Raw genomic sequence first — 26,473 nt, 5'->3', positions numbered from 1 at the left:
TGATCCCCTGGCAGGTGTCTTTGAAATTCCACTTTACCTGCAAGGTGTAAGCTTCGCGTTAATCCGCGTTCAGGAAAGCAGCGCCGATGCGGGGACCAAGGCCGCGAGGTCGACGACCAGGATCGGCTCACCGTCGCGCTCGACCAGCCCGCGCGCCGCATTCCGCCAATTTCCCTCGAGCGCGATGCCGCCGGCGAGGGGGCGCAGCTCGAACGGCTCCACATCCTCCAGCGTGTCGACCAGCATCGCATAATGATGCCCGTCGATCGCAGTGATCACCGCGCGCCGGGCCAGCGTGCAGCCGTTCATCCCCAGCGCCGCCTCGGTATCGACGACGGTGACGACGCGGCTGCGCAGCGCCGCCAGCCCGCGCACCGCCCTGGCCGCGCGCGGCACCGCGGTGACCTCGCCGATGTCGACCACCGATTCGACCTGGTCCGAATCGATCGCGACGGTACGGCCCGCCACTTCGGCGATCAGATAGAGCTGCTCGGCCATCAACACCCTCCCCGCGCGCCGACCCGCGCTTCGAGCGCGAAGAGCAGGCCTGCACGGTCATAGCGATAGACGCTGTCGTCGCCCGGCTCGGCCTGGCGCTTGCGGCGCAGGCGGACCACCGGCGCGGCGGGCGTACCGGGATCGGCCGCATCGGCGGCGAGCACCACCGCCGGGATCTCCCCCGGCGCGAGGCTCGCGGCGACGCGGTAGCCGGCGGTCTCCAGCAGCGGGCGGACGAAGGTCGCCAGCCAGCCGTCCTTGTCGCCGGCGAGCAGGCAGAGCGGCGCATCCTCGGCGGCGACACGGTCGACATGCATGTCGAACACCCACAGCACGTCGAGCACCTCGATCTGTTCGCCCTCGACCAGCGCCACCCCCATCGCCGCACCCGGCGCGCGGGCCGGCGCGATCTCGGCCGGCAAGGTCACGATCTCGATTGCCTCGTCGATCGCATAGGCGACCTCGGCATCCTCGTCCTTGAGCCGCAGCACGCTCAGCCGCTCGCGCCCGTCGAGCGCGCCCTGCATCGCCAGCGGCACGATCCGCCCGTCTATCGCCAGGCGGTGACTTCCCGCCGCGAGGTGCACCTGCGCGGCGGACACCTTCTCGACGCGATCGACCGCCGCCAGCGGCACCGCGCGGCGGACGCCGTCGAGGTCGTCGAACAGCAGCGCGGGCAGCCCGGGCACCGCGGCTTCCTCGATGACGTCTCCGAACGCGGCGCTCAGGTCGCGGCTGAAATCGAGGCCGCCCACCCGCGCCATGCCCGCGCTGTCGAGCAACAGCATCGGCAGCCCGGAATCGGGCAAGGTCTGGCCGGCATAGATGCCGGTCGCCATCACCGCGGGCGAGGCCGGCTTGATGACCAGTTCCTCATTGTCGTGCACCTCGTCGACGGCGAGTGCATAGCTCCCCGCCCCCGCGCCGACGATCACGAGCATGCGCGGCCCATGCCGTTCGCGGTCCGGGCACAATTCCAGCAGATGGCCAAGGTCGAGCAGCGGCATCCGCCGCTCGCGCACGGTGGCGATCGGGGTGCCGCCCAGCTGATCGATGCGGATCGCCTCGCCGCGCTCGCTGACGATCTCCTCGATCGACTGGCGCGGGATAGCGAAGCGCTGCTGGCCCGCGCCGACGATGATCGCCGAGATGATCGACAGCGTCAGCGGCACATGGATGGCGATGCGCAGGCCCTTGCCGGGGACATTGTCCAGCTCCACCCGGCCGCCGATCTGGTCGATGCTCGCCTTGACCACGTCCATGCCGACGCCGCGGCCGCTGACCTCGGACACGATGTCCTTGCTCGACAGGCCCGGATGGAACATCAGCTCGAGCTTGGCCGCGTCGCTCAGCGCGTGCAGGTCGCGTTCGCTGCGGATGCCGCTGGCCGCGAGCTTCTGGACCAGCCGCGCGACATCTACCCCGCGCCCGTCATCGGCGATCTCGATGATGATCTGGTTGCCCGATTGCCGCGCCGACACGCACAGCCGGCCGACCTCGCGCTTTCCCGCGGCGCGGCGCTCGGCCGGTGCCTCGATGCCATGGTCGATCGCGTTGCGGATGATGTGGACCAAGGGATCGCGCATCACCTCGATCATCTCGCGGTCGAGCTCGACGTCGGATCCCTCGATCTGCAGCGCCACTGACTTGCCGAGCCCCGCCGCAGTATCGCGCACCATGCGCGGCAGCGGCGAGAACAGCGCGTCGATCTTCTGCATGCGGGTGCGGGTGACGGTGTCGCGCATCTCGCCGACGGTGAGCGACAGCCGCTCCAGCGCCGCCTCGACCGCCGGATCGATTTCGCCGACCCGCAGCCGCCGGGCGAGCTCGTTGCGCGCCAGCACCATCTCGGACATGCCGCTCATCATCCGGTCGAGCAGGTCCACGCCCAGCCGCACGCTGCGCGAGGGCGCCCGCTGCGCGACCGGCGACGGCAGCACGATCTCCTCCGATCCCTCGGCGAGCGCGGCGATCAGCAACTCCTCGCCGCTGTCGTCGAGCGCGGCGCCGGCATCGATCGCCTCGACGATCTCGCCGATCCGGTCGACCACCGCGAGCACGGCATTGACCAGCGCGCGATCGGGCACCCGCGCGCCGTCGCGCACCTGCGCCAGCACGTCCTCGGCGGCGTGCGCCAGCCGCTCCAGCCGCGGCAGGTCGAGAAAGCCGCAGCTGCCCTTCACGGTGTGGACGAAGCGAAAAATGGCGTCGAGCCGCGCCCGGTCGTCGGGCTGCGACTCCCAGGCGACGATCTCGCCCGAAAGCGCCTCGAGCGTCTCGCGCGTCTCGGCGATGAAGTCCTGCAGCAGGTCGTCCATGGGGCCCCGGTGGAAATTTCCGGGGGCCACCATGGCGGTCGAGGGTTAATACCCGGTTATGGAGCTCGATCCTTCCCGGCTCAGCCTACGGGGAAGGACGCCCCGAACAGCAGCACTTCGGAATCGGGCGGGCTCACCTGGAGCTGGCCGCCATGCTGGACGACCAGTTCGTGCGCGAGAAATGCCGCCGCCGCGCGCGGGGTGATCGGCACTTCCTCGCGGCCGCCGGCAAGCGCGCCGCGCAGTTCGGGGTCGAGCACGATGCGCGGGCCGTCGGCGCGGATCACGATCTCGATCGTGCCCTCGGTGGTCTCGGCGCCGATGTCGAGCTGGCCGCCGCGGACCAGCGCGTCGCCGCCGATCAGCGCGAGGTTGAGCAGCACCTTGATCGCCTGCTTGGCCATCACCGGCTCCTCGACCATCCAGCCGATCTTCACCCGGTGATTGTCGCCGAACAGCCCTTCGAGCGCGGCCTGCGCCTCGCGCGTGTCGACCGTCTCGCCGAATCCGCCGGCGGCGCCGAACGCGAGGCGGAAGAACTTCAGCTTGTTGGCGCTTGCCCGCGCGCTCTCCGCCAGCAGCTCCAGGCAGCGGGCGCGCATCTCCGGATCATGTTCGTCGGCAAGCAGTTCCAGCCCGTTGTTGAGCGCACCCACGGGGCTCAGCAAGTCGTGGCACAGGCGCGAACAAAGCAGACTCGCGAATTCGGTAGGGCTGATATTCAAGTTCTGAGGCTCCAGCTGTGGATCCCCTTTGGCGCAGCGGATGGGAAGCTGCAAGCATCGTGGCGGCATCCTCACGCGATCGGTGGCGTTCGTCGGACGACTAGGGGTGCGCTGCAGTCGCGATACAAAGCGCCGAAAGTGCTGCGCTTGCTGGCGGGGTAGAAAAGCATGGGGGGGCGCGAGGCCCGGTATTCTTCGCCTAGGCGGCCCGGCGGGGGCGGATGCGTCCCGCCGGGCCCTGCGTCAGACCCTGCGACCGGTGAACAGCTGGATCAGGCCGATCACGAGCGCGATCACGAGCAGGATGTGGATGATCCCGCCGGCGATGTGGAACGAGAAGCCCAGCAACCACAGGATGACCAGGATTACGACGAGCGTCCAAAGCATTGTATCTCTCCCTGAAATTCGGACCGGTTAACGTGAGGAAGGCCTGGATCGTTCCGGCTGCGCGCGCCAACCGCAGACTTTTCAGACGCTTCGGTCTGGTCTAGCGCCGAACGTCAGCCTTGCAGGAGCGCGCATCAATGGCCCGAACCCTGACGATCGACTTCGTCTCCGACATCGTCTGCCCCTGGTGTGTGATCGGCCTGAAGGGGCTGGAGGAAGCGCTTTCCCGCATGGGCGACGCGGTCACCGCCGAGATCCGCTTCCATCCCTTCGAGCTCAACCCGGCAATGGCGCCCGAGGGCGAGAACATCGTCGAGCATATCGGCCGCAAATATGGCGCGACGCCCGAACAGTCCGCCGGCACCCGCGCGATGATCCGCGAGCGGGCCGCGGCACTCGGCTTCACCATGGCGATGGGCGACGAGTCCCGGATCTACAACACCTTCGACGCGCACCGGCTGCTCCACTGGGCCGGGCTGGTCGGCGACCAGCGCGGACTGAAGATGGCATTGTTCACCGCCTATTTCACCCAGGGCAAGAACCCCGGCGACCGGAACGTGCTGCTCGCCGCCGCCGAACAGGCCGGGCTCGATGCGGTGGAGGCCGCGCGCGTGCTCGACGAGGGCCGCTATGCCGAGGAAGTGCGCGCCGAGGAGGCGCTGTGGCAGTCGCGCGGCATCCAGTCGGTGCCCGCCATCGTCATCGACCAGCGCTACCTGATTTCCGGTGGGCAGCCACCGGAAGCCTTTGAGCAGGCACTACGTCAGATCGCGGCAGAGGCGCACTGACGCGAAAAACCCGAATTTGTTACGGAATCGAATTGTTTTTGGCGAAAGTCGCATGCTAGCGGGTGCAACCTAGATTTGAGGGTCGATGACGGTGCTTCAGGCGGCAACAACGGATCCGGGGGCGTTGCCCCCGCACTGGATCGAGGTCGCCCAGCACCCGGACTTCGGAAGAGCTGCGCGGTGTTTTGCCGCTAACATCCTCGCGGTTGCGGAGTCCGATCGCACGCTGGCCGCGGTGTTCAAGGATGCCGGCCATTATGTAACGGCGATGTCGGCGGCCTATCTCGACACCCGCGGCGGCCTCACCCTTACCCTGCTCCGACAGATCTGCGCAGCTACCGGGCTGCTGACCGCCAACCGCGCCGCCGCGCTGATCGACTTCATGCAGCATATCGGCGTGCTCGCCCCCGCCGCCGACCATGGGTACCGGACGACACCCGCCTTCCAGCGCGCCTGGTGCCGGCACATCCAGGCAGCGCTGGAGCCCGCCGCGATGCTCGATCCGGCGCTGGCAGCCATTGCGGAAGCACTGGAAGACCCCAAGCACTATCAGCATTTCCTCAGTGTCCAGGCGAGCCGGCTCTATGCGCTGGCGAGCGAGCCCGATCCCTTCCCCAGCCTCCGCGCCTCGTTCCTGCACCCGCTGGCCGGCTGTGCCATCCTCCACACGCTGGCCCTGACCTGCACCGACGATGCGTTCGTGCCGATCGCGGGCGCAAGCGTGCCGCTCACCGAACTGGCCCGGCGCTTCGGCGTGTCGCAGCCGCACGTCCGCCGGCTGCTCAAGCGCGCCGAGGCGAACCGCTTCCTGCTCCACGTCGGCCCTAGCCGGCGGGCGTTCCACCCCGAGGGCTTCCCGACGATCCGCTACCATTATGCCGCGCATCTCAGCGAGATGGTCGCCTGCGGACGGCTGGTGCTTGCGGGGCTGGCAGCGGGGGAGCACGCTCCAGAACTCGCTTGACCGTATCCTCCCCACGCCAGGGGGAGGACGCGGCGCTTCCCGATTCTAAACGAGGATCAGTGCCTCTTCCGCGAACTTGTCCCACCGGCCCGCATCCCCGGCCCGCCAGCAGGTGACGTCCTCCCCGCCGAGGATCACCCACAGCTTCCCGTCCGGCGCCGCCATCGCCGCATCGGTGCGCGAGGGCGCCGCATCCCCGCTCGGATGCGAATGCCAATAGCCGAGCAGCGCATTCCCGCCCGCCCGCTCCGCCCGCAGCGCGGCGAACAGCGCGGCGGGATCGATCTCGAAGCGGATCTCGGGCGCATCGGAAACGTTTGCGCATTCGGTGAAGCGTTCGATCCTGCCTCCTGCCCCCAGCAACAGCCCGCACGCTTCCCGCGGCGCCGCAGCCGTCGCAGCTTTTTTCATACCGGCCAGTATAGATCTTGAAATCATAACGCCCATGCCCATTTCCGGTAAAACATGAAGCAGGGGGTTTCCATCTTAGAAGCGCGGATCGCGGACGAGGCGCATGGCTGGCGGCTCGACCGTGCCTTGACCGATGCGCTGCCGACGCTGTCGCGCGAACGCGTGAAGGCGCTGATTTCCTCCGGCGCCGTCACCGGCGCGGACGGCGCGCTCGCCCGCGACCCCGCCCGCAAGGCGGTGGGCGGTGCGGTCTTCCAGGTCGTGGTGCCCGATCCCGCGCCCGCGCACAACGAGGCGCAGGACATCCCGCTCAACGTGGTGTTCGAGGACGAGCATCTGATCGTGATCGACAAGCCCGCGGGGCTGGTCGTCCATCCGGCGGCGGGCAATCTCGACGGCACGCTGGTCAACGCGCTGCTTCACCACTGCGCCGGCCAGCTTTCGGGCATCGGCGGCGTCGCGCGGCCGGGGATCGTCCACCGGATCGACAAGGACACGTCGGGCCTGATGGTCGCGGCCAAGACCGATCGCGCGCATGTCGGCCTCGCCGCCCAGTTCAAGGCGCACAGCATCGACCGGCGCTACCAGGCGATCGCCAGCGGCCGGGTGCTCGCCGCCTCGGGCACGGTCAACGCGCCGCTCGCCCGCTCGCCAAGCAACCGCAAGAAGATCGCGGTCTGCGCGCCCGGCCACGGCAAACATGCGATCACGCACTGGACAAGATTGAACCAGCTTCGCGATGCGACGTTGATCGAATGCAGGCTGGAGACAGGACGTACCCACCAGGTACGCGTGCACATGGCGTCGATCGGCCACCCGCTGGTGGGTGATCCTCTATATGGAAGTATGCGTTCCGCGCACCGCGGACTTCTGGCAAGCTTGGGTTTCCAGCGCCAGGCCTTGCATGCGGCACGTCTCGGGTTCATCCACCCGATCAAAAGTAACGCTTTGGCGTTCGATAGCGTAATGCCTGCAGACATGCAGGAACTGTTCAACCAGCTTCTCGTATGAGTTTTGGGCGCCCGAGTCCCCCCGTTCGGACCGGCGCCCGTTGGAAAGGGAGAAACGATCATGGCTAGCGGCAGCAACGTCCCCGCGACGATTCCCGCGCTCGGCGGCGAGGCGAGCCTCAATCGCTATCTGGCCGAGATCAAGAAATTTCCGATCCTGAGCCCCGAGCAGGAATATATGCTCGCCAAGCGCTTCCAGGAGCATGGCGACACCGATGCGGCGGCCCAGCTGGTCACTTCGCACCTGCGTCTCGTCGCGAAGATCGCGATGGGCTATCGCGGCTATGGCCTGCCCGTCTCGGAGCTGATCTCCGAGGGCAATATCGGCCTGATGCAGGGCGTGAAGAAGTTCGAGCCCGATCGCGGCTTCCGCCTCGCCACCTATGCGATGTGGTGGATCCGCGCCTCGATCCAGGAATTCATCCTGCGCAGCTGGTCGCTCGTGAAGATGGGCACCACCGCCGCGCAGAAGAAGCTGTTCTTCAACCTGCGCCGGATGAAGGCCAAGCTCGACGCGTTCGAGGATGGCGATCTCTCCCCGGAGAACCTCGCCAAGATCGCCACCGATCTGGGCGTGACCGAGGAAGAGGTCACCTCGATGAACCGCCGCATGGCGATGGGCGGGGATACCTCGCTCAACGTGCCGATGCGCGAGGATGGCGAGAGCCAGTGGCAGGATTGGCTGGCCGATGAAGGCCCGCTGCAGGATGAGGCCGTCGCCGAGGCGCAGGAGGCGGACGTCCGCCACGACATGCTCGTCTCGGCGATGGAAGACCTCAACGAGCGCGAGAAGCACATCCTCACCGAGCGTCGCCTGACCGACGATCCCAAGACGCTCGAGGAGCTGAGCCAGGTCTATGGCGTGTCGCGCGAGCGCGTCCGCCAGATCGAGGTGCGTGCGTTCGAGAAGCTGCAAAAGGCGATGATGCGCCTCGCGGGCGATCGCCGCCTGCTCGCCACCCACTGATCGCGCCGCGGTTCCTGCCAGGTGATTGCAGGAACCGCCCCGGCTGGGGCATGGCGGGTACGTGAGCAAGAATCGCGCCCGCCCCTCTTCCCCCCGCCGTTCCTCGGCCCGCCCGCGCAAGCCCTGGTGGCGCCGGCTGATCGTGCTGGGGGTCCAGTTCGTTTTCGGCTTCGTGCTGCTGTCGCTGCTGATGGTGACGGTCTATCGCTTCGTGCCGCCGCCGATCACCTGGACGATGATCGGCGACGTGTTCGCCGGGCATGGCGTGACCAAGGACTGGATGCCACTGAGCCGCATTGATCCGAGCATGGCCCGGGCCGTGATCGCGGCGGAGGACGCACGCTTCTGCCAGCACAACGGCTTCGATTTCGCCGCGATCGAGAAGGCCTATCAGCGCAATGCCCAAGGCACGCACAAGATTCGCGGCGGCTCGACGATCAGCCAGCAGACCGCCAAGAACGTGTTCCTGTGGCAGGGCGGCGGCTATTTCCGGAAGGGCCTGGAGGCCTGGTTCACCGTGCTGATCGAGAATATCTGGGGGAAGCGGCGGATCATGGAGGTATACCTCAACGTCGCCGAGACCGGCATCGGCACCTACGGCGTCAACGCCGGGGCGATGCGCTACTTCCACCACGACGCATCCCAGCTCTCGGACCGCGAGGCGGCGCTGATCGCCGCGGTGCTGCCGCTGCCCAAGAAGCGCGCCGCGATCGACCCGCGCGGGTTCACCCGGCGCTATGGCAACAAGATCAATGCGCGGATCAACGTGGTGGCGGGGAACGGGCTGGATCGCTGCCTGAAGTGAGCGCCATCTAAGCAGTCATCCCGGCGAAAACCGGGATCCATTCGCCACTCCGAAGCAGCATGAGCCGTAGCGGTGAAGCCAATGGATCCCGGCTTCCGCCGGGATGACGAGTGTTGGGGTAGCCCCTACTTCGCCGCATCCTTCGCTGCGTCGCCGACATCCTTCGCGGCATCGCCGACGCTGCTCGCCGCGCTGGTCACCGCGTCGGTCTTGGCGTTCTCGCGGGCATTCTGGTTGAACAGGTAGAAGGCGCCGATCACCACGGCGATCAGCACCGCCAGCCCGATCAGTGCCATGCCGGCACCGCCGCCGCTGCGGCGCTCGATCACCGTGGTGTGGCTCGCGCGGTCGGTCGCCACGCCGTCTTCAACGATACGTTCGGCCATGATCATCTCTCCTCGGTTCGTCTGGCGACAGCAACCGAGGGGACGAAGTTATGGTTCCCTAACCCCTTGTCTCAAAACGGGAGCTTGAAGCCCGGCGGGAGCGGCAGGCCGCTGGTCATCTTGCTCATCGCTTCCGACGAGGCCGCATCGGCCTTGACGCGTGCATCGTTGAACGCCGCGACCAGCAGGTCTTCCAGCATCGCCTTTTCGGCGACGTTGACCAACGAATCGTCGATCGCGATGCCGATGATCCGGCCCTTGGCACTGGCCTTCACCTTGACCAGGCCGCCGCCGGACACGCCTTCGACCTCGACCGTGTCGAGATTGGCCTGCGCCTTGGTCAGTTCGGCCTGGACGTTCTGCGCCATGGCCATGATTTCTTCGAGACTCTTCATCCGTCACTCCCGGTCTTGGTCCAGCCGATCAACTCGGCTTCAGGAAAAGCATGCATCGCCGCGGCAACGATCGGCGAGGCGAGCACCGCCTCGCGCTCGGCCGCTTCCGCCGCCGCCTGTTCTTCGCGCAACGTCCGCGCGGTGGCACCCTCGACCAGCGTCACCTTCCAGTGCACGCCGGTGCTGTCCTTGAGCGCCCCGCCCAGTTCGCGCACGAAATCCTGCGGTAGCGGCCGCGCCGCGCCGAAATCGATCTCGCTGCCCTCGAAGCGCACCGGCCGCATGTAATCGCGGACGAACATCGCGAGCTGGAGGCGGCGATGCGCCTCGAGATGCTCGGCGAGTTCGGCGAGGTTGGTCGGCAGCACCGGCCCGGTTTCCTGCACCGTCGCGGGCGCCGGCGCGGTAGGCTCGGCAGGCGCAGCTGCGGCCGGCGCACCGGCGGGCACCGCGATGCTGCCGCTGAGGATCTGCTTGGCCAGCTCGCCCGGATCGGGGAGCTGCGCTGCGTGGATCACCCGCAGCAGCGCCATCTCGGTCGCCTCGATCGGCAGCGCCGCCTTGGCGACCTCGTCATGCCCACGCAGCAGCAGCTGCCATAGCCGGTGCAGCGCCGGGAAGGACAGCCGGCTCGCCCAGCCCTCCATCGCCTCGCGCTCCTCGGTCGACTGGCCGGCGAGGCGGTGCGTGCCGAGCTTGACCAGCGTCACGCCGTGCACCGTCTCCAGCAGCGAGCGGAGCACCGCGAGCGGATCGACGCCGAGATCATATTGCGCGCGCAGCCCCGCCAGCGCCTGCTGTGCCTGGCCCTCGACCAGCGTGCCGAACAGCGCCCGGTTCGCGCCGCGATCGGACAGGCCGAGCATCTGGCGCACGGCCTCGGCCTTCACCCCCTCGCCTTCCAGCCCCGCATGCGCGATCGCCTGGTCGAGGATCGACAGCCCGTCACGCGCCGAGCCTTCCGCCGCGCGGGCGACCAGCGCCAGCGCCTCGGGCTCCGCCTCGACCTGCTCGGCCGCGCACACCCTGGCGAAATGCTCGGCGAGCAGCTCGGCCGGGATGCGGCGCAGGTCGAAGCGCTGGCAGCGCGACAGCACCGTCACCGGCACCTTGTTCACCTCGGTGGTGGCGAACAGGAACTTCACATGCCCCGGCGGCTCCTCCAGCGTCTTCAGCAGCGCGTTGAACGCGTTCTTCGACAGCATGTGGACTTCGTCGATGATGTAGATCTTGTAGCGCGCCGAAACCGCCGCATAGCGCGACGCCTCGATGATCTCGCGCACGTCGTCGACGCCGGTATGGCTGGCGGCGTCCATCTCGATCACGTCGATATGGCGCCCCTCGGCGATCGCGCGGCACGGCTCGCAGACGCCGCACGGGTCGATCGTGGGACCGCCCTGCCCGTCCGGGCCGATGCAGTTGAGCGCCTTGGCGATCAGCCGCGCGGTGGAGGTCTTGCCCACCCCGCGCACGCCGGTCAGCAGGAAGGCGTGGGCCAGCCGGTCGCGACGGATCGCGTTGCCCAGCGTAGTGACCATCGCATCCTGGCCGATCAGCGCGCTGAACGTCTGCGGCCGGTATTTGCGGGCGAGCACGCGATAGGCTTCGGCCTTCGCAGGCTGCGGCGGTTCTTCGAGGCCAAGCAGGGAATCGGACATCACGATCCTATCTAGGGTCCCGCGCGGCGTTTGTCGAAGTCCGGCACGGTGATCGCGCGGCGACCGGCGGGCGAGGCGAGCGCCCAGAGCAGCAGCGCCGCGCCCCAGACCATCACAATGGCGGAAAGCCCGGCCTGGAGCAGCGCCCCGCCCTCGGTCGCCGTGCCGAAATTATAGCCGGTATGCCACAAGGCCGCCGCCAGCACGCTGCCGCGCGAGGCGGCGCTGACCTGCGCCAGCACGAACCCGCCAAGCACCAGCCCCAAGCCGAAGCCGAACACCAGCATCGCCGGCCCCATGCCGCGGTAGGTCGCGACGATCCAGAACAGCGGGGCGTGCCAGGCGATCCAGAGTATGGCCTGCGCCAGCACGCCGCCGATCGCACCATAGCGTGCCTGCAGGCGCGGCAGCAGAGTGCCGCGCCACCCCGCCTCCTCGCCATAGCCGTTCACCACCAGCACGATCACGAACAATGCCAAGGGCGAGAGGACCGGCAGCCCGCTGAACCGCAGCAGCGCGCCCAGCGCGATCGGATGGCCCGTCCACGCAGCGGCAACCAAAAACGCGGCGATCAGCAGGAAGGGCGTCAGCGCCAGCATCCAGCCCCACCATCCCTGGGGCAGGCGAATCAGCCGGCGGAGCCACGCCGCGCGCGCGGCTTTCGGTGCCGAGGCCAGCATGCACACGCTGCCGGCAACCCAGGGCCCGAGCAGGCCGCCGAAGTGCGTCGGCAGCGTGCCCGGCCGCACGACCACGCCGAGCAGCGCCATCGGTATCCAGATCGTCCAGGAAAAGCCGAATGCCAGCAGCAGGAACCGCCCGATGTCGCCGCTCGATCGTAGCATGCCCGCCCCTCCGCTGCCGCACGCACGGCTTTAGCGGCCCAGGGCGCAGGTGCGCCATCGGGAGCTTCACGGATGCATCGATACAGGGTGATGGGTGGGAGCCGGAACGACCCGGGACGAAATCGTTACGGCTGCTTCCTTCCGGACCTGACCGGGTTGGCGACGATCCCGTCCGCCCGACTCCCGCGGCGCATATGGGGGAAGCGCAGGCGGGTGGCAAGAGCCTTGCGATGCTTAGTGGGTCAGCACGGCCAGTCGGGCGAGAATGCCGCCCACCAGCGCGCCGATCGCCAGCAGCGCCATCATGGTCGCCACGCAGGGGCCGAAGCCGGTCTGGTGGTCGTCGAAGCGGTCGAGTCGCATAAAAGCCTCCGTATGACAGGAGCGTGTCACGCGGAGGCTTTTATGGATATCCGTAGCCTTCCGGAGCCGGAAGGCGCGTCTCAGCGTTCGCGGCTGAGGTCTTCGACTTCGCCCATGATCGTGTCGAGCGCGGTGCGGCCATCCTCGTTAAGGGAGGTCGAGCGGCGCGAAGGCAGTTGCCCTTCCGACATCAGCGCTTCGAGCGCGACGCGGCCGCGGGCGACGCGGCTCTTGATCGTGCCGACCGCCACCTGGCAGATTTCGGCGGCTTCCTCGTACGCGAAGCCGCCCGCGCCGACGAGGATCAGCGCCTCGCGCTGCGGCTGCGGCAAATGGAGCAGCGCGCGCTGCATGTCGGCCAGCTCGACATGGCGATCCTGGCTCGCCGGCGCCGCCAGCAGGCGATCGGCGACCAGATCGTCCCATTCCCCCTTGAAGCGCGCGCGGCGCATCTGGCTGAGATAGAGGTTGCGCAGGATGATGAAGGTCCAGGCGCGCATGTTGGTGCCTGCCTGGAAGCGCTTGCGCGCGGCCCATGCCTTGAGCAGCGTTTCCTGCACCAGATCGTCGGCGAGATCGCGGCTGCCCGACAGCGAGCGACCGAACGCGCGGAGGTGCGGGATCACCTGTGCCAGCTGCGTCTTGAATTCGGGATCCGACAGCGAAACATGTTCCACCGGGGCCGCAGGCGTGCCCGGTTCGTCGTGATCCGTGTGGGTAGCTTCGGTCATGCAATCCCGATCGTTAGCGCGCAGGGCGTCGCGGTTCGTTGGCAAGCTGGGGTCGGACGGCTTGATGTCAAGCACCGTGCTGTGCAGCATTTCTCGTCAAACCAACAAGATAACAGCAAAAATCACAATAACCAGCAGCGTGCCGATGATCAGCACGTAGCGCGTCACTCCAGGGGTGGTGCCGGCGCGGGCACGATCCGTGGAAAGGTGGGCGGGTTCGTCTTGCTCAGCCATAACATGCTAAACACCCGAAAACCGTTTTAGGTCCGTACCGGGTGGAACCCGCCCTTTTTAGCCTCAGGCGGGGACGGTCGCCTCGTCGAAGAACAGCGCCTGGCTGATCGTCGCCTTCACCGTCTCGCGCTGGAACGGCTTGGTGATCAGGAAGGTCGGCTCGGGGCGTTCGCCGGTGAGCAGACGCTCGGGGAAGGCGGTGATAAAGATCACCGGCACCGCGAACTCGGCGAGGATGTCCTTCACCGCGTCGATGCCCGAGCTGTCGTCGGCCAGCTGGATGTCGGCGAGCACCAGGCCCGGGCGGTCCTCCATGGCGAGCGCAACCGCCTCGTCGCGGGTGACGGCGACGCCGGTCACGTCATGGCCGAGGTCGCGGACGATCTGCTCGAGATCCATCGCGATCAGCGGTTCGTCCTCGATGATCATCACGCGGGTACGCGTCTGACGCTCGATCTCGGCCACCGCCTCGGCGACCAGATCGGATACGCGGGCGGGCTGCTCGCCGATCAGATAGGCGGCGTCCTCGGGCGGGAAGCCTTCGACGGTCGTCAGCAGCAGCGCCTGGCGCGACAGCGGGGTGAGGCGCGCGAGCCGCTTGCGCGCGATCGATTCCGCATCGCTGCCCTGTTCGACCGCGTCGATGCTGTCGTCCCACTGGCTCGACTGCCAGATCACCTGGAAGGTGCGATAGAGGCCGAGCCGCGCATCGACGTCGCGCGGGAACTGATCGGGTGCCTCGACGATCGCTTCGAGGGCGGCGCGGACATAGCGGTCGCCTTCGGCCTGGTTGCCGGTGAGCGCACGGGCATAGCGCCGCAGGAGCGGAAGGTGCGGCGCGAGTTGCTGACCAAGCGACATGAGCTGTGTTTTCTCCATCAGGTTCGGGAGCCTTTGTCGGCCCCGACGGGCGGTATTTCAATCGATTCCGTCACCCGAAGAAGCCCCTCCCCGGATTTCGCATCGGTGGTGGAACAATCGAGGCGCTCTTTGGTTTCATCGTCCGGACCGCGTGGATGGTTATCGCGACGCCGGGTGCTTGCACTCGGCGTCGTTATCACTATTCGCGGTAGCGGTCACATCGTTCATTCGTCCGGGTGTCCGGACATTTTCCGGACCCTTAGGGGGGAATTGGTGCATTCCGCTAAAGATGATCAGGGCAAGCAGCCGCAGCCGGAGCGGGGGAGCGACAAGAAGCCGCGCCCCAGCGCCGATGTGGGTGACGTATTGCGCCGTACATATGACGAGACGCTGAACGAGTCGGTGCCGGATGACCTGCTCGACCTGCTGAAGAAGCTCGATTAAACGAATCCACCCATGAACGGCCTGGATTCTCCGCTCCGCGGCCGAGGCTTCTCGGCGGCGCTCGGGCGATTGCCCACCGGCGCCAAGGTTTTCCTGATTCTGGTCGGCGCGCTGCTGCCGCTGGCGCTCATCGCGCTGTTCACTACGCTGCAGACCACCCGCAGCGCCGATGACGAGGCACGCGAGCGGCTGAGCGTCACCGCGCAGGAAAGCGCGGGCAATCTCGAAAATCTGCTCGCCAATCACGTCGCGCAGCTCGGCGAGGCGCTCGCCGCGCTCGAACGCGATCCGAACGATGCCCCCAGCTGCACCCGATTGGCCGGCACCTATGCCGCGCAGGGCCGGGCGCATTTCGTCGTGCTCGACCGTCGAGGGCGCACGCTGTGCGGCCGTGCGTTCGAGCAGATCCGCATGGTAGACACCCCCCGCAGCGACGTCGCCGCACGAATCGTGCCCGGCGGCCTGCTGCTCCGGATCAGCGGTGGCGACGGCGCCACCGCCACCGCCTATTATCCCCGCGACCTGCTCGCCGGCCTCGCCCGCCCCAGCGGCTTCGTCCCCGAATATGGCGCGGCGCTGATCGGCCATGGCGACCGGCTGACGCTCCGCGCCCTCAAGGACAACGGCCCGCTCGATCGCGGCAAGAGCGTGCGCAGCAACCTCGGCGTCGACGATCTCGCGCTCGAGACCACCATGCCCGGCGCACCGATCACCTCGCCGCTGGTGATCGCGACCGTGCTGCTGGTGGTGATGTGGATCGCCGCCGCCGCGATCGGCTGGTTCGTCGTCGACATCCTGCTGATCCGCCCCTTGCGCCAGCTGCGCAGCAGCGTCGCCAATTATCAGCCGGGCGACGTGATCGATACCGAGCGGCTGGGGCCCATCCCCGCGCAGGAAATCCGCGAGCTGGGCGACACGTTCAGCGAAATCAGCCGCACCGTGCAGGCGCACGAGGCCGACCTCGCCAAGGGCCTCGTGCAGCAGACCCGCCTCACCCGCGAGGTCCACCACCGGGTGAAGAACAACCTCCAGGTGATCTCCAGCCTGATCAACTTCCACGCCCGCGCCGCCCGCGGCGAGGAGGCAGCCAACGCCTATGCCTCGATCCAGCGCCGGGTCGATGCGCTCGCGGTGGTCCACCGCCACCATTATGCCGAGATGGAGGAAAATCGCGGGCTGGAACTGCGCTCGGTAATCGGCGAGCTCGCCGCCAATCTGCGCGCCACCGCCTCCGAGCAGGCGCGCGGGATGGGCATCACGCTCGAAGTCGAATCGCTGCTCGTCACGCAGGACGTGGCGATCGCCGTCTCCTTCCTGCTCACCGAGATCATCGAGCTCGCGGTCAGCTGCAACGCGGCCGCGCAGATCCGCATCTCGATCAAGGCGCCCGAAGACGCCGACCGCGCCGTGCTGCGCGTCTCCTCGCCCGCGCTGGTCGGCGGCCCGACCTTCGAGGGGCTGGTCGACAAGCGCTATGGCCGCGTGATGCTGGGCCTCGCCCGCCAGCTGCGCACCCAGCTGCATCACGACCCGCTGGTCGGCGCCTACGAGACCACGATCGCGATCACCGGCCGCTTCTGAAAAAAAGCGTCCGGGCGGTGGAACCCCGCGACGGGGGCGACGTTCTACACTTCGGATAGCGACCTTTGCCCCCCCGCTCTCGCTGTCCACGACATGGGCCCGGAAGCGTCTACCCTCCCCCCCCCCGGTGACGCTTCCGGGCCTACTTCCTTCCTGACATCGCTGGATAAAGCTTCCCCCCGGCGCCGCTGCGCCGGGCTGCAGGAACGTTTCCACGCGCGCCGCATTGAACCTTCCGTCCCGGCAAACGGGGAATGAAGGAGAATTTCGATGCGTAAACTCATCGCGTGCGCCGCGCTCGCCGGCACCCTGCTGATCGCCGCCTGCAACACCGTCGAAGGCGCCGGCAAGGACGTGGCCTCGGCGGGCGACACCGTCGCCAACGCGGCCGAAAAGTCCAAGTAAGGATTTTGGCGAGCCCCTGCCGCACCCCTGCGGCTGGGGCTTCGCTCATTCGGCGGTCTGGGCCTCGGCCTCGGATTCCGCCGCTTCCGCCTCGGTCGCCGCCGTACGCTCGCGCCGCCGCCGGGTGAAGTAGATCGCCACCAGCGACAGGAAGTAGAGGCCGACCAGCGGGCCTGCCAGCAGCAGCTGTGATCCCACGTCCGGCGGGGTCAGCACTGCCGCGATCGCCACCGAGGCGACGATCGCATAGCGCCACGCGCCCTTCAGCTGCTCATAGGTGACGATGCCGGCATGTTCGAGCAGCATCAGCAGCACCGGCAACAGGAACGAGATCCCGAAGCCGAAAATGAACTGCATGATGAATTTCAGATAGTTGTTCACATCCGGGAGCGCGGTCTGCTCGACGCCGCCGAGATTGCCCTGGAAGCCGAGCAGGAACTTCAGCGCCACCGGAATCGCGACGAAGTACGCCATCGAGGCGCCGGCGATGAACAGGATCGGTGTGGCGAGCAGGAACGGCAGCAGCGCCTGCTTCTCGCGGCGATAGAGGCCGGGTGCGACGAACTGCCACAGCTGGTTGGCGATGATCGGGAAGGCGATCATCAGCCCGGCGAAGAACGCCACCTTCACCTCGACAAGGAAGCCGCCGAAGATGTCCGTGTTGATGATCCTCGCCTGCCCCGCCGTCTTGAGCGGCGCGACGAGGAAAGAGAGGATGCCGCGCGCAAAATAGAGGCAGCCGCCAAATGCCAAAAGCAGCGACAGGATCGACCAGATCAGCCGCTTGCGCAGCTCGATCAGATGGTCGAGCAACGGGGCCTGGGTGTCGTCGATCTCGCTCACGGCTTCACTTCGCTGGCAGGGGGCACGGGCTTGGAATCGTTCGCGGCCGGCTTTGGCGCGGAAACCTCGACCGGCGCCGGGTCGGCATGGATCTCCGGCTGCGGCGTCATCACCGGGGCATCGCCCTCGTGCGGGACATGCTCATGCGAGACGGGATCCTGCGCGACATGCTCGATCGCCGGCACCGTGTCGGGCGCGGCGAGCGGCTGCGGCGGATACTGCCGCATGATCCGCTCATTCTCCGCCGCCCATTGCTTCTCGAGCTCGGCCAGCTCGGCCTCGCGCACCATCGAATCGATGCCCGAGCGGAACTGCCGGCCCACCGCGCGGGCCTTGCCGACCCATTTGCCGACGAAATGCATCGCCCGCGGCAGGTCCTTCGGCCCGATGAAGATGAGGGCGGCGATGGCCACGACCAAAAACTCGCCGGAATCGATATTGAACATTCTGTCGGCGCATCCACTCGCACGGCATGCGCCGGTCGCCCCGGCGCGCTGCGATCAAAGTCCGGGCCGCCGGGCTGTAGCGGCGCCCCGGCAGAGGCTCAGCGCTGCTCCTCGCGAGCGCGCTCGGCTTCCGGCGTGTAGCCCGGCTCGGGCGCCGGCTTGCCTTCGATCCGGGTCGGCGGCGTCTGGGTATCGTCCTCGGCCATGCCCTTCTTGAAGTTCTTGATGCCCTTCGCGACGTCACCCATCATGTGGGAGAAACGGCCGCCGCCCAGCAGCAGGATGGCGATGATGCCGACGACCAGCCAGTGCATCAGGCTGAAGCTACCCATGAGAATTCTCCTTGATATCCCGACCTATCTAAGGCCCGCGGCTCCCCACGGCAACGGCTGATCACCCTGTACCATGGTTGTACCGGCCGAATCCGGGAGGACCCGCCTATTCCTCGCCCGTGACAGTTTCGCTTTCCGCCGCCGCCTCGGCCGCATCGAGCTGTTCCAATGCGAGATCAACCGGATCGAGCAGCCCCGCCGCCTTGAGGTCCTCGATCCCCGGCAGGTCGCGCCGGCTGGCAAGGCCGAAATGGCTGAGAAAGCCCGCCGTGGTGGCATACATCAGCGGTCGCCCGGGCACTTCGCGGCGACCGGCGGGGCGCACCCAGCCTGCCTCCATCAGCACGTCGATCGTGCCCTTGGAGATCTGCACGCCGCGGATCGCCTCGATCTCGGCGCGGGTCACCGGCTCGTGATAGGCGATGATCGCCAGCGTCTCGATGCCCGCGCGGCTCAGCTTGCGGCTGTCCTCGCGGTCGCGGCGGAGCAGGTGCGCCAGATCGGCGGCGGTCTGGAAATGCCAGCGATCGCCGCGGCGGACCAGCTCGATGCCGCGCCCGGCATAGGTTTCGCCGAGCGCCGCCAGCGCCGCGCGGATATCCACCTCCGGCCCGACATAGGCGCGGATCTCGTCGACGCTGAGCGGCGCCTCGGACGCGAACAGCACCGCCTCGACCGCGCGGATGGGATCCTCCGCGTCGATCATACCGGGATCGCCTTGAGGTAGAGCGGCGCGAAGGGCGCGTCCTGGCGGATCTCCAGCCGCCCCTGCCGCGCCAGTTCCAGCGCGGCGACGAAGGACGAGGCGAGCGCCGAGCGGCGGAAGAGGTCGCTGGCGCCTTCGGGCAGGAAGCTTTCGATCACGTCCCAGTCGATCCGCGTGCCGAGCTGGGTGGAGAGCCGCTCCAGCGCCGCCTCCAGCGTCATCACGTCGCGGTGCGCGACGACGTGCATCACCGGCCGCGTCCGCGCGCTGATCCGGCCATAGGCGGCGATCAGGTCGTAAATTTCCACTTCCCATTTGGCCTGGCGCTGGACGCGCAGGCCTTCCGGCGCGCCGCGCGGGAAGACGTCGCGCCCCATCCGGTCGCGCGCGACCAGCCGCGCGCCCGCCTCGCGCATCGCGCTCAGCCGTTCGAGGCGGAGCTGCAGGCGCAGCGCCAGTTCCTCGGGGCTCGGGCTCTCGGCGGGGTTGCGCGGCAGCAGCAGCGCGGATTTGAGATAGGCGAGCCACGCCGCCATCACGAGATAGTCGGCGGCGAGCTCCAGCCGCAATTCGCGCGCGGCATGGACATAGGCAAGATACTGCTCAACCAGTTCGAGGATCGAAATCTGGCGCAGGTCCACCTTCTGCGTGCGGGCGAGCGCGAGCAGCAGGTCGAGCGGGCCTTCCCAGCCCTCGACCTCGATCTTCAGAATGTCGTCGCCCCCGTCCACCTGGTGGTCATAGGAGGGGCACGCCCCCCAGGCAAATCCTGCCCTGCCACGCACGGGAGGGGACCATTTGCGCAGCAAATGGTGGAGGGGCCGCCGCGGCACGCGGCGGTAGGCGTGCGGATGCATTCCGCGCCTTCCGGCGCGGCCCCTCCACCACCGCCTTCGGCGGCGGTCCCCCTCCCCCAGCAAGCTGGGGGAGGAGACGCTCACCTCAGTTCCAGCAGCGCATCCCGCTTGGCGAGCAATTCGGCGAGCGGCACGCCCTCCGCCGCGCCGACCGATCCCATCGCCCGCGCCAGCCGATCGAGGCACGCCGCCGGCGCATCCGGGATCCGGGATACGATCTCGACCATCTCCGGCATCCGCGCCCAGCAATCGAGTACCACGTCGCAGCCCGCCGCCAGCGCGCGCTCGGCCTTTTCGCCCGCGGTGCCGGAGAGCGCCTTCATGTCGATATCGTCGGTGAACAACAGCCCGTCAAAGCCGATCCGCCCCCGGATGATCTCGCGGATCACCGTCGGCGAGAGCGTCGCGGGCAGCTCGGCATCCCAGGCCTCGAAGACGATATGCGCGGTCATCCCCATCGGCGCGGAGGCAAGCCGCTGGAACGGCAGCAGGTCCGCCTCCAGTTCCTCGGCGCTGGCCTTCACGCGCGGCAATTCGAGATGGCTGTCGACCATCGCCCGGCCATGCCCCGGCATGTGCTTGATGATCCCGACCACGCCGCCGCGCGCCAGCCCGTCGAGCAGCGCACGGCCTAGCGCCGCCACCCGCATCGGATCGCGCCCGAACGCGCGGTCGCCGATCGCAGGCGTGCCGCCCTCCACCGCCACGTCGAGCAGCGGCGCGCAGTCCACCGTCACCCCCGCCTCGCGCAGGATCGCGGCAAGCGCCTGACCATTGGCCCGCGCCGCCTCGATCGCCGAGATCGGCGCGCGCTCGTACAGCGCGTCGAACGCCGCGCCCGCCGGAAAGGCCGGCCAGACCGGTGGCTGCATCCGCACGACGCGGCCGCCTTCCTGGTCGATCAGGATTGGCAAGTCGGCCCGCCCGCTCAAGCTCCGCAGCTCATCGGTGAGCGCCCGCATCTGCGCGGGATCCACGCAATTGCGCTTGAACAGGATGTAGCCGAGCGGGGCCGCCTCGCGGAAAAAGGCGCGTTCGTCGTCGGACAGCGTCGGGCCGGACAGGCCGAAGATCACGGGCTTCATGGGCGCAGGCCTAGCCGATCCGCCCTCGCCCGCAACCCCCTTCAGCTCGCGACGAAGCAGTTCTCGCCGGCGACCTTGAGCTTGCCGCAAATCTCGCGCGCCTGGCCATTGCTGCCGGCATTCACCCGCAGGCGGTACACGGTCTTGCCCTCGGGCGTGGCGAAGGGGACCACCAGCTTGCCGAGCGGCGCGAGATAGCCGAACCGCTTCGACATCCGCGTCCAGGCGATGTTCGCCGCGCCTTCGCTCGGGAAGGCGCCGAGCTGGACCAGCGCCCCCGCCCCCTCGCCCGCCAGGCCCGCCGCCGCCACCTTTGGCGTCGGCGTCGGCTTGACGATCGTCGGTGCAGGCAGCGCGATCGTCGCGCTGCTGCTCGCCTTGGGGCCGGTCCGCGGCGTCGGGCGCGGCTTCTGCCCCTCGACCGGCGCCTCGGGCAGCGCGCCGACATTGATCCCCGCCTCGCTCGGCCCGCCCTGGCTGGTGCGGAAGACGATGTCGCCCTCGCCGTCGACGCGCATCCCCCCCGGCTGGTCCGGCCGCACCTTGTAGGGCTCGGCCGGCGCCGCGATCAGCGCGCCATTGCCGTCGCGCGCGGCCTGGTGCCGCAGCCAGTAATAGACGCCGCCCGCCGCGCCCAGCACGAGCAGGGCGAGGAAGACCGTGACGAACACGCGGCCCTGCCGCGGCTCCTCATAGGCCTCCTCCACCGTCTCCAGCCAGGGGAGCCGCTCGCTGTCGTCGTACCGGCCGCGCATCGCCGTCACATCTCCTCGGCCGCCTCCACGCCCATCAGCGCGAGACCGTTGCGGATGACCTGCTGCACCGCGCGCCCGAGGAACAGCCGCGCGCGGGTCAGCGCCGGCTGCTCGACCACCAGGAAACGCCGATCGGCAGAGTCGTTGCCCATATTGTAGAGCGCGTGGAATTCCGCGGCCAGATCATAGAGATAGAAGGCGATACGATGCGGTTCGCGGGCGCTCGCCGCCGCTTCCACCACGCGCGGGAACTGCGCGGCGAGCTTGGCCACGGCCAGCTCGCGCCCGTCGAGCAGCGACAGGTCCGCCGCCTCGTCCAGGCTGATCCCCGCCTCGGCCGCGCGGCGATGCACCGATGCCACCCGGGCATGGGCATATTGCACGTAGAAGACCGGGTTTTCCTTGGACGTCTCCAGCACCTTGGCGAAGTCGAAGTCCATCTGGGCATCGGCCTTGCGGGTGAGCATGGTGAAGCGCACCACGTCCTTGCCCACTTCGCGCACCACGTCCGCCAGCGTGACGAAATTGCCCGCACGCTTGGACATCTTCACCGGCTCGCCGGCGCGCAGCAGGCGGACCATCTGGACGAGCTTGACGTCGAAGCGCGTGCTCCCGCCGGTCAGCGCCTGCACCGCCGCGACGATCCGCTTGACCGTGCCGGCATGGTCGGCGCCCCAGATGTCGATCAGCTGGTCGGCCGACTGCGCCTTCTGGAAGTGATAGGCGAGATCGGCGCCGAAATAGGTCCACTGGCCGTTCGACTTCTTGATCGGGCGATCCTGATCATCGCCGAACTGGGTCGAGCGGAACAGCGGCAGCTCCACGGGCTCCCAGTCCTCGGGCGTCTCGCCCTTGGGGGCCTCGAGCACGCCATCATAGACGAGGTCGCGCTCGCGCAGCCAGGCTTCGGCTTGCTCCGGCTTGCCCGCGGCCTGCAGCTCGGCCTCGGACGAGAACAGGTCATGATGGATGCCGAGCAGCGCCAGATCGTCCTTGATCATGACGAGCATCGCCGCGACCGCGGTCTTGCGGAACAGCGCCAGCCATTCGCTCTCGGGCGCGTCGACGTACTTGTCGCCATAGTCGGCGGCGAGCTGCGCGCCGACCGGCTTCAGATAGTCGCCCGGGTAGAGGCCCTCGGGAATCTCGATCGTTTCGCCCAGCGCCTCGCGGTAGCGCAGGTGCGCCGAACGGGCGAGCACGTCGACCTGGCCGCCCGCGTCGTTGACATAATATTCGCGGATGACCTTGTGGCCGACATATTCGAGCAGGCTCGCCAGCGCATCGCCCACCACCGCGCCGCGGCAATGGCCCATGTGCATCGGACCCGTAGGGTTGGCCGAGACATATTCGACGTTGACCGTCGTCCCCGCGCCCAGCGACGAGCGGCCATAATCGGCACCGGCCTGCAGGATCGCTGCGACTTCGCCGCGCCAGCTGTCCTCGTGCAGCGTCAGATTGATGAAGCCGGGCCCGGCGACCGACACGGCGGCGACCTCGTCCAGCTTCTCCAGCTCGGCGACCAGCTTCTCGGCGAGCGCGCGCGGATTGGTGCCGGCGGGCTTGGCGAGCACCATCGCGGCGTTGGTGGCGAGATCGCCATGGCTCGGATCGCGCGGCGGCTCGACCGTGATCGCGCGTCGCTCCAGCCCGCCGGGCAGATCACCGGCGAGGACGAGCGCATCCAGGGCCAGATTCAGATGCGCGGCGAAACGAGCATAAAGCGTCATTGAGCAATCCAATGGGGAATGGGAGCGGCGGCTGTAGCGCAGTGGCGCGGCGCCGTCATCCCTATTGGGAGTCGCGATCCATCCCTGCAAGGGGAGGTGGCGGGCCGAAGGCCCGACGGAGGGGTATCCCCGGTCGAGGCGGCACACCGTCACACCAGCCTCGAAACCCATCGGTCGCGCTCCGCGCCGCTTTCACTTTAGAGGGTGTAGGAGGGGCCCCCGACCTCCTCCCAGGGCGGATATAGGACAGGCTTGTCGCCGTAGTAGCGGCGCGTCAAATCGCGACGACGCTCCAAGAAACTCCCGGCACGGCTCGGATCATCAGGGTAAAAATACTGTACTTCGAAACGTCCGCTACGAATGAAATATTCGATTTCAGACCAGCGCGCCGGTCCCTCCTGCGCATACCAGAGATCGAGTAATATCTCACTCCATCGATCCAGATCCACATCCCTGTACATGACGTGATTACCACCATCCTTGAAAACTGCAGGCGCAATCATCTCAGGATCGACCTCCGCATGGAGCAAGCTGTTCTCGACGGGATACTCGGCATCCTCCGCGAGCATTTGTCCAATCTCCAAAAGCAGACGCTCCGTCTCGTCAGCGGACATGCGCTCCTCCCTCCCGCTCATTGGGCAGCTTCACACTTCGCTTCACGCCATCGACATAGAAGACGACATCGATCGTGGTAGGACGCTGAGAGAGTGCTCGAAAATGCGGTACGATCGCGACCGTAACCCAATGTCCCGCACGCTTCTCTCGCGCCCATTCATCCTCTATGGCCCGATACCGGCCCCGGTTGACGTTCGAGTCCTGTGCGAAGTGATTGAACGCCTCAGTCGGCCCGTTGAAGCGCGGTGCGATGTAATGCCCGCCATCGTCCTTCGGCAGTCGATCGGTGCCACCGGCACTGCGTTGAAGACGTCTCGATCGAGGCTGCGGCGGCGCAAGAAACAAGACACCTGAGACTCGCCGCGTTCGCTCGCGCTCGTCGATCTCATAGTCATAGCCGTTGCGAAACACGTGCCGCCAAGTTGGCTGATCGGATTGACTGCCGAGGCCTGTGCCGGCGCGATATCTGTGGGTATCTGCGGAGCGCTTATCGACAGGTGGGGCTTCCCAGCTCCCGCTGCCCCCTCCACCGCCGAAGCTTCCACCTCCGCCTGAATCTCCTACGCCCGAATCCTTCGCAATCGGCGGCCCTCCCCAGCTACCGCTAGATCCTCCGCCACCGCCGCTCGCTCCACCGCGGACGAATTCCGCGCGCTCAGTCGGAGAAGACAGAGGCGGCGGCGGCGAGGCGGAAGGGGGACGGAAATGATTTTGATAGTAGCGGTACCGAGTCTCGATCGCTTCTCGCCAATCCGGATCTCCCGGATGCTTGGCCAGTTCGCTCGCCCTCCATGCGTCTGCCTCTTCAAGCGACGCGATGGGCCTGAGCTTAGAATCGTCTCCATATGGCGGAACACGCTTCCGATTCCGATTCCCGGCGACGCCGAAGCCTCCCTTTGCGGTACTGCCGGTTCCTGCGAAGGTGAAACGACCATTAGCCGGATCATGCCAAGGGTTGAACTTGACCTCGATGGCATCGCCTTCATCAAGGCGCACATGTCGCCCCGTCCGCAACCAAATTGCAAACGCCCGCCGCTGCTCCGTCGCTGTCTGCATGCGCACTCCCCGCGTCTGCCGCTGCGGAAAGGCTAGAACAAAACAGGAACTTTGTCAAGGTAGCGTAACGATCTTGGAGGGATTACTCCTCCATTCCGGAGCTTTCGCCCCCCCCCTACCCCCGCACCAACCCCTCCATCCCCGCCACCGCCGTCATCGCCGGGAACAGCGCCTTCGCCGTCCCCGCCGGCGCCAGCCCGAAGTGCCGCGACACCGCGCTCGCGATCAACACGTCCAGCGCCGTCGTGGGCTTCAGGTCCCGCCCCTCGTACAGCGCCGCGTCGCCCAGCCCCGGCCAGTCGGCCTGCACCCGGCCGCCCTGCACCGCGCCGCCGAGCAGCATCGCGACCGAGCCGGTGCCGTGATCGGTGCCGCCGGTGCCGTTGGCCTTCACCGTCCGGCCGAACTCGGTCGCCACCACCACCAGCGTGTTGTCCCAATGCGGCCCCAGCCCCGCCTTCAGCGCCGCGACCATCGCGTCGAGGCCCTTGAGCTGCCCGCCCAGCCGCCCGCGCTGGCCCGAATGGGTGTCCCAACCGCCAGTCTCGATCATCGCGATCCGCGCGCCGCCCGGCGCCGAGAGCAGCTTGGCCGCCAGCCTGCCGGTGTCCGCCGCGCGTCGCCCCCCGTCGCTGCCGAGGTCGCCGGTGAGCATCCGCGTCGCCATCGCCTCCTGCCAGAGCGGGTGGAGCTGCTGGTCGCCTTCGTACATCGCGGTCACCCGGGCGAGCAGGTCGTCCGACGCCTCGGGCAGCGAGGAGGGCGCATAGCTCGCCACCTCGACGCTCCCGCGCAACGCCATCGGCACCGCGGCGGCGAGCGCGATCGCCTTGTCCTGCGCGGGCAGCTGGCGGAGCAGCCGGTTCATCCAGCCGTCCTTGAGCTGATAGGCCGAGGCGCCGCCGGTCTCGAGCACGTTCTGCCCGTCGAAATGCGAGCGGTCGCGATAGGGCGAGGCGACCGCATGGACGAACAGCGCCTGCCTCGCCTGGTAGAGCCCGAGCGTGTTCGCCATCGCCGGGTGCAGCGCGAACATGCCGTCCAGCCTGGGCGCGGTGGCGAAATCGGCGGCGAGGTCGCCGCGCGCGCCGGCATAGGCCGGGTCGCCCACGGGTGCCACGATACCCAGCCCATCGGCCGCGCCGCGCTGGATGAGGAAGACGAAGCGGCGCTCGGTCGGCGCGGCGGCGAAGGCCATGCGCGCGCCCAGCGGCGAGACCATCAGCGCGGTGGCGCCGGCGGCGAGCAAGTGGCGACGATGCAGCATCATGA

32 protein-coding genes and 1 other RNA gene are annotated in these 26,473 nt (G+C 67.9%); 8 read left to right on the top strand and 25 right to left on the bottom strand.

Annotated elements, in window-relative coordinates; translation table 11 throughout:
* Window positions 1–69: 69 nt before the first annotated feature.
* From GGR89_RS10690 to GGR89_RS10675, 4 genes are all read right to left on the bottom strand, one after another.
* Window positions 70–498, bottom strand: coding sequence for a chemotaxis protein CheW (locus GGR89_RS10690; protein WP_125977371.1), 429 nt, complete (start codon window positions 496–498; stop codon window positions 70–72).
* Window positions 498–2,816 (bottom strand): chemotaxis protein CheA, encoded by a 2,319-nt coding sequence (locus tag GGR89_RS10685; RefSeq protein WP_125977370.1) that lies wholly within the window; start codon window positions 2,814–2,816, stop codon window positions 498–500. Before GGR89_RS10685 ends, GGR89_RS10690 begins: the two co-directional genes overlap by 1 nt.
* A gap of 80 nt (window positions 2,817–2,896) precedes the next feature.
* Window positions 2,897–3,541 (bottom strand): histidine phosphotransferase family protein, encoded by a 645-nt coding sequence (locus GGR89_RS10680; RefSeq protein WP_125977369.1) that lies wholly within the window; start codon window positions 3,539–3,541, stop codon window positions 2,897–2,899.
* Window positions 3,542–3,784: 243 nt separating this feature from the next.
* Entirely contained in the window at window positions 3,785–3,928 is a 144-nt protein-coding gene (locus GGR89_RS10675; protein ID WP_121078233.1) for a lmo0937 family membrane protein, read from the bottom strand.
* Window positions 3,929–4,065: 137 nt separating this feature from the next.
* Between GGR89_RS10675 and GGR89_RS10670 the strand changes: the two genes are divergently transcribed.
* Both GGR89_RS10670 and GGR89_RS10665 read left to right on the top strand, forming a co-directional pair.
* Complete coding sequence (locus GGR89_RS10670; protein ID WP_125977368.1) at window positions 4,066–4,716, top strand: DsbA family oxidoreductase; 651 nt, start codon at window positions 4,066–4,068, stop codon at window positions 4,714–4,716.
* Window positions 4,717–4,801: 85 nt separating this feature from the next.
* A complete protein-coding gene (locus tag GGR89_RS10665) occupies window positions 4,802–5,680 on the top strand; it encodes a hypothetical protein (protein ID WP_125977367.1) in 879 nt (292 codons plus the stop codon).
* 45 nt (window positions 5,681–5,725) lie between these two features.
* On the opposite strand, the gene GGR89_RS10660 is transcribed toward GGR89_RS10665, so the two are convergent.
* Entirely contained in the window at window positions 5,726–6,091 is a 366-nt protein-coding gene (locus GGR89_RS10660; protein ID WP_125977393.1) for a M67 family metallopeptidase, read from the bottom strand.
* 54 nt (window positions 6,092–6,145) lie between these two features.
* Between GGR89_RS10660 and GGR89_RS10655 the strand changes: the two genes are divergently transcribed.
* The 3 genes from GGR89_RS10655 (at window position 6,146) to mtgA (ending at window position 8,873) form a co-directional block, all read left to right on the top strand.
* On the top strand, window positions 6,146–7,102 hold the full coding sequence (locus GGR89_RS10655) for an RluA family pseudouridine synthase (protein ID WP_125977366.1): 957 nt from the start codon (window positions 6,146–6,148) through the stop codon (window positions 7,100–7,102).
* Window positions 7,103–7,162: 60 nt separating this feature from the next.
* On the top strand, window positions 7,163–8,068 hold the full coding sequence (gene rpoH, locus GGR89_RS10650) for an RNA polymerase sigma factor RpoH (protein WP_125977365.1): 906 nt from the start codon (window positions 7,163–7,165) through the stop codon (window positions 8,066–8,068).
* A gap of 61 nt (window positions 8,069–8,129) precedes the next feature.
* A complete protein-coding gene (gene mtgA / locus GGR89_RS10645) occupies window positions 8,130–8,873 on the top strand; it encodes a monofunctional biosynthetic peptidoglycan transglycosylase (protein WP_125977363.1) in 744 nt (247 codons plus the stop codon).
* A gap of 125 nt (window positions 8,874–8,998) precedes the next feature.
* On the opposite strand, the gene GGR89_RS10640 is transcribed toward mtgA, so the two are convergent.
* The 9 genes from GGR89_RS10640 to GGR89_RS10605 form a co-directional block, all read right to left on the bottom strand.
* On the bottom strand, window positions 8,999–9,259 hold the full coding sequence (locus tag GGR89_RS10640; RefSeq protein WP_125977362.1) for a hypothetical protein: 261 nt from the start codon (window positions 9,257–9,259) through the stop codon (window positions 8,999–9,001).
* Window positions 9,260–9,330: 71 nt separating this feature from the next.
* Window positions 9,331–9,654, bottom strand: coding sequence for a YbaB/EbfC family nucleoid-associated protein (locus GGR89_RS10635; RefSeq protein ID WP_125977361.1), 324 nt, complete (start codon window positions 9,652–9,654; stop codon window positions 9,331–9,333).
* Window positions 9,651–11,312: a DNA polymerase III subunit gamma/tau gene (locus GGR89_RS10630; RefSeq protein WP_125977360.1), complete on the bottom strand. Its 1,662-nt coding sequence runs from the start codon at window positions 11,310–11,312 to the stop codon at window positions 9,651–9,653. The genes GGR89_RS10635 and GGR89_RS10630 overlap by 4 nt, the downstream gene beginning before the upstream one ends.
* An 11-nt stretch (window positions 11,313–11,323) precedes the next feature.
* A complete protein-coding gene (locus GGR89_RS10625; protein ID WP_125977359.1) occupies window positions 11,324–12,157 on the bottom strand; it encodes a CPBP family intramembrane glutamic endopeptidase in 834 nt (277 codons plus the stop codon).
* Between the two features lie 90 nt (window positions 12,158–12,247).
* Window positions 12,248–12,345: signal recognition particle sRNA small type (gene ffs / locus GGR89_RS10620), an RNA gene on the bottom strand.
* A gap of 46 nt (window positions 12,346–12,391) precedes the next feature.
* Window positions 12,392–12,520 carry a hypothetical protein gene (locus GGR89_RS22665; protein ID WP_277600117.1) on the bottom strand — a complete coding sequence of 43 codons (129 nt, stop codon included), beginning with the start codon at window positions 12,518–12,520 and terminating at the stop codon, window positions 12,392–12,394.
* An 80-nt stretch (window positions 12,521–12,600) separates the two neighbouring features.
* The gene (locus tag GGR89_RS10615; RefSeq protein ID WP_125977358.1) at window positions 12,601–13,251 is read right to left on the bottom strand and encodes a sigma-70 family RNA polymerase sigma factor; all 651 of its coding nucleotides are present in this window, start codon (window positions 13,249–13,251) and stop codon (window positions 12,601–12,603) included.
* Between the two features lie 96 nt (window positions 13,252–13,347).
* Window positions 13,348–13,485: a hypothetical protein gene (locus GGR89_RS10610; RefSeq protein ID WP_164521758.1), complete on the bottom strand. Its 138-nt coding sequence runs from the start codon at window positions 13,483–13,485 to the stop codon at window positions 13,348–13,350.
* Window positions 13,486–13,548: 63 nt separating this feature from the next.
* Window positions 13,549–14,346: a response regulator gene (locus tag GGR89_RS10605; protein WP_125977357.1), complete on the bottom strand. Its 798-nt coding sequence runs from the start codon at window positions 14,344–14,346 to the stop codon at window positions 13,549–13,551.
* A gap of 273 nt (window positions 14,347–14,619) precedes the next feature.
* On the opposite strand from GGR89_RS10605, the gene GGR89_RS22785 reads away from it, so the two are divergent.
* The 3 genes from GGR89_RS22785 (at window position 14,620) to GGR89_RS10590 (ending at window position 16,776) form a co-directional block, all read left to right on the top strand.
* A complete protein-coding gene (locus GGR89_RS22785; RefSeq protein WP_164521757.1) occupies window positions 14,620–14,790 on the top strand; it encodes a NepR family anti-sigma factor in 171 nt (56 codons plus the stop codon).
* A 12-nt stretch (window positions 14,791–14,802) separates the two neighbouring features.
* Window positions 14,803–16,371 carry a sensor histidine kinase gene (locus tag GGR89_RS10595; RefSeq protein ID WP_125977356.1) on the top strand — a complete coding sequence of 523 codons (1,569 nt, stop codon included), beginning with the start codon at window positions 14,803–14,805 and terminating at the stop codon, window positions 16,369–16,371.
* A gap of 270 nt (window positions 16,372–16,641) precedes the next feature.
* Window positions 16,642–16,776: an entericidin A/B family lipoprotein gene (locus GGR89_RS10590; RefSeq protein ID WP_125977355.1), complete on the top strand. Its 135-nt coding sequence runs from the start codon at window positions 16,642–16,644 to the stop codon at window positions 16,774–16,776.
* Between the two features lie 45 nt (window positions 16,777–16,821).
* Here the strand turns inward: GGR89_RS10590 and tatC are convergent, their stop codons facing one another.
* The 11 genes from tatC to GGR89_RS10535 form a co-directional block, all read right to left on the bottom strand.
* Window positions 16,822–17,619, bottom strand: coding sequence for a twin-arginine translocase subunit TatC (gene tatC / locus GGR89_RS10585; protein WP_125977354.1), 798 nt, complete (start codon window positions 17,617–17,619; stop codon window positions 16,822–16,824).
* A complete protein-coding gene (locus GGR89_RS10580) occupies window positions 17,616–18,065 on the bottom strand; it encodes a twin-arginine translocase TatA/TatE family subunit (RefSeq protein ID WP_125977353.1) in 450 nt (149 codons plus the stop codon). The genes tatC and GGR89_RS10580 overlap by 4 nt, the downstream gene beginning before the upstream one ends.
* A 98-nt stretch (window positions 18,066–18,163) precedes the next feature.
* Window positions 18,164–18,397, bottom strand: coding sequence for a twin-arginine translocase TatA/TatE family subunit (locus GGR89_RS10575; protein ID WP_093297553.1), 234 nt, complete (start codon window positions 18,395–18,397; stop codon window positions 18,164–18,166).
* A 106-nt stretch (window positions 18,398–18,503) separates the two neighbouring features.
* On the bottom strand, window positions 18,504–19,103 hold the full coding sequence (gene scpB, locus GGR89_RS10570) for an SMC-Scp complex subunit ScpB (RefSeq protein ID WP_125977352.1): 600 nt from the start codon (window positions 19,101–19,103) through the stop codon (window positions 18,504–18,506).
* Entirely contained in the window at window positions 19,100–19,834 is a 735-nt protein-coding gene (locus tag GGR89_RS10565; RefSeq protein ID WP_125977351.1) for a segregation and condensation protein A, read from the bottom strand. Before GGR89_RS10565 ends, scpB begins: the two co-directional genes overlap by 4 nt.
* 206 nt (window positions 19,835–20,040) lie before the next feature.
* Window positions 20,041–21,045, bottom strand: a complete 1,005-nt coding sequence (nagZ, locus tag GGR89_RS10560) for a beta-N-acetylhexosaminidase (protein WP_125977350.1) — start codon at window positions 21,043–21,045, stop codon at window positions 20,041–20,043.
* A gap of 41 nt (window positions 21,046–21,086) precedes the next feature.
* Window positions 21,087–21,800, bottom strand: coding sequence for an SPOR domain-containing protein (locus GGR89_RS10555; protein ID WP_125977349.1), 714 nt, complete (start codon window positions 21,798–21,800; stop codon window positions 21,087–21,089).
* 5 nt (window positions 21,801–21,805) lie between these two features.
* Entirely contained in the window at window positions 21,806–23,530 is a 1,725-nt protein-coding gene (gene argS / locus GGR89_RS10550) for an arginine--tRNA ligase (protein ID WP_125977348.1), read from the bottom strand.
* A gap of 197 nt (window positions 23,531–23,727) precedes the next feature.
* On the bottom strand, window positions 23,728–24,144 hold the full coding sequence (locus GGR89_RS10545; protein WP_125977347.1) for a hypothetical protein: 417 nt from the start codon (window positions 24,142–24,144) through the stop codon (window positions 23,728–23,730).
* Window positions 24,134–24,556 carry a DNA/RNA non-specific endonuclease gene (locus tag GGR89_RS22780; RefSeq protein ID WP_125977392.1) on the bottom strand — a complete coding sequence of 141 codons (423 nt, stop codon included), beginning with the start codon at window positions 24,554–24,556 and terminating at the stop codon, window positions 24,134–24,136. Before GGR89_RS22780 ends, GGR89_RS10545 begins: the two co-directional genes overlap by 11 nt.
* Window positions 24,557–25,316: 760 nt before the next feature.
* A complete protein-coding gene (locus GGR89_RS10535) occupies window positions 25,317–26,471 on the bottom strand; it encodes a DUF1501 domain-containing protein (protein WP_209092218.1) in 1,155 nt (384 codons plus the stop codon).
* Window positions 26,472–26,473 lie beyond the last annotated feature (2 nt).

Origin of the sequence: Sphingomonas trueperi, assembly GCF_011927635.1 — a bacterium.
Taxonomy (GTDB): domain Bacteria; phylum Pseudomonadota; class Alphaproteobacteria; order Sphingomonadales; family Sphingomonadaceae; genus Sphingomonas; species Sphingomonas trueperi.
The sequence above is the reverse complement of the archived record's forward strand: the minus strand, read 5'-3'. Positions and strand labels throughout refer to the sequence as shown.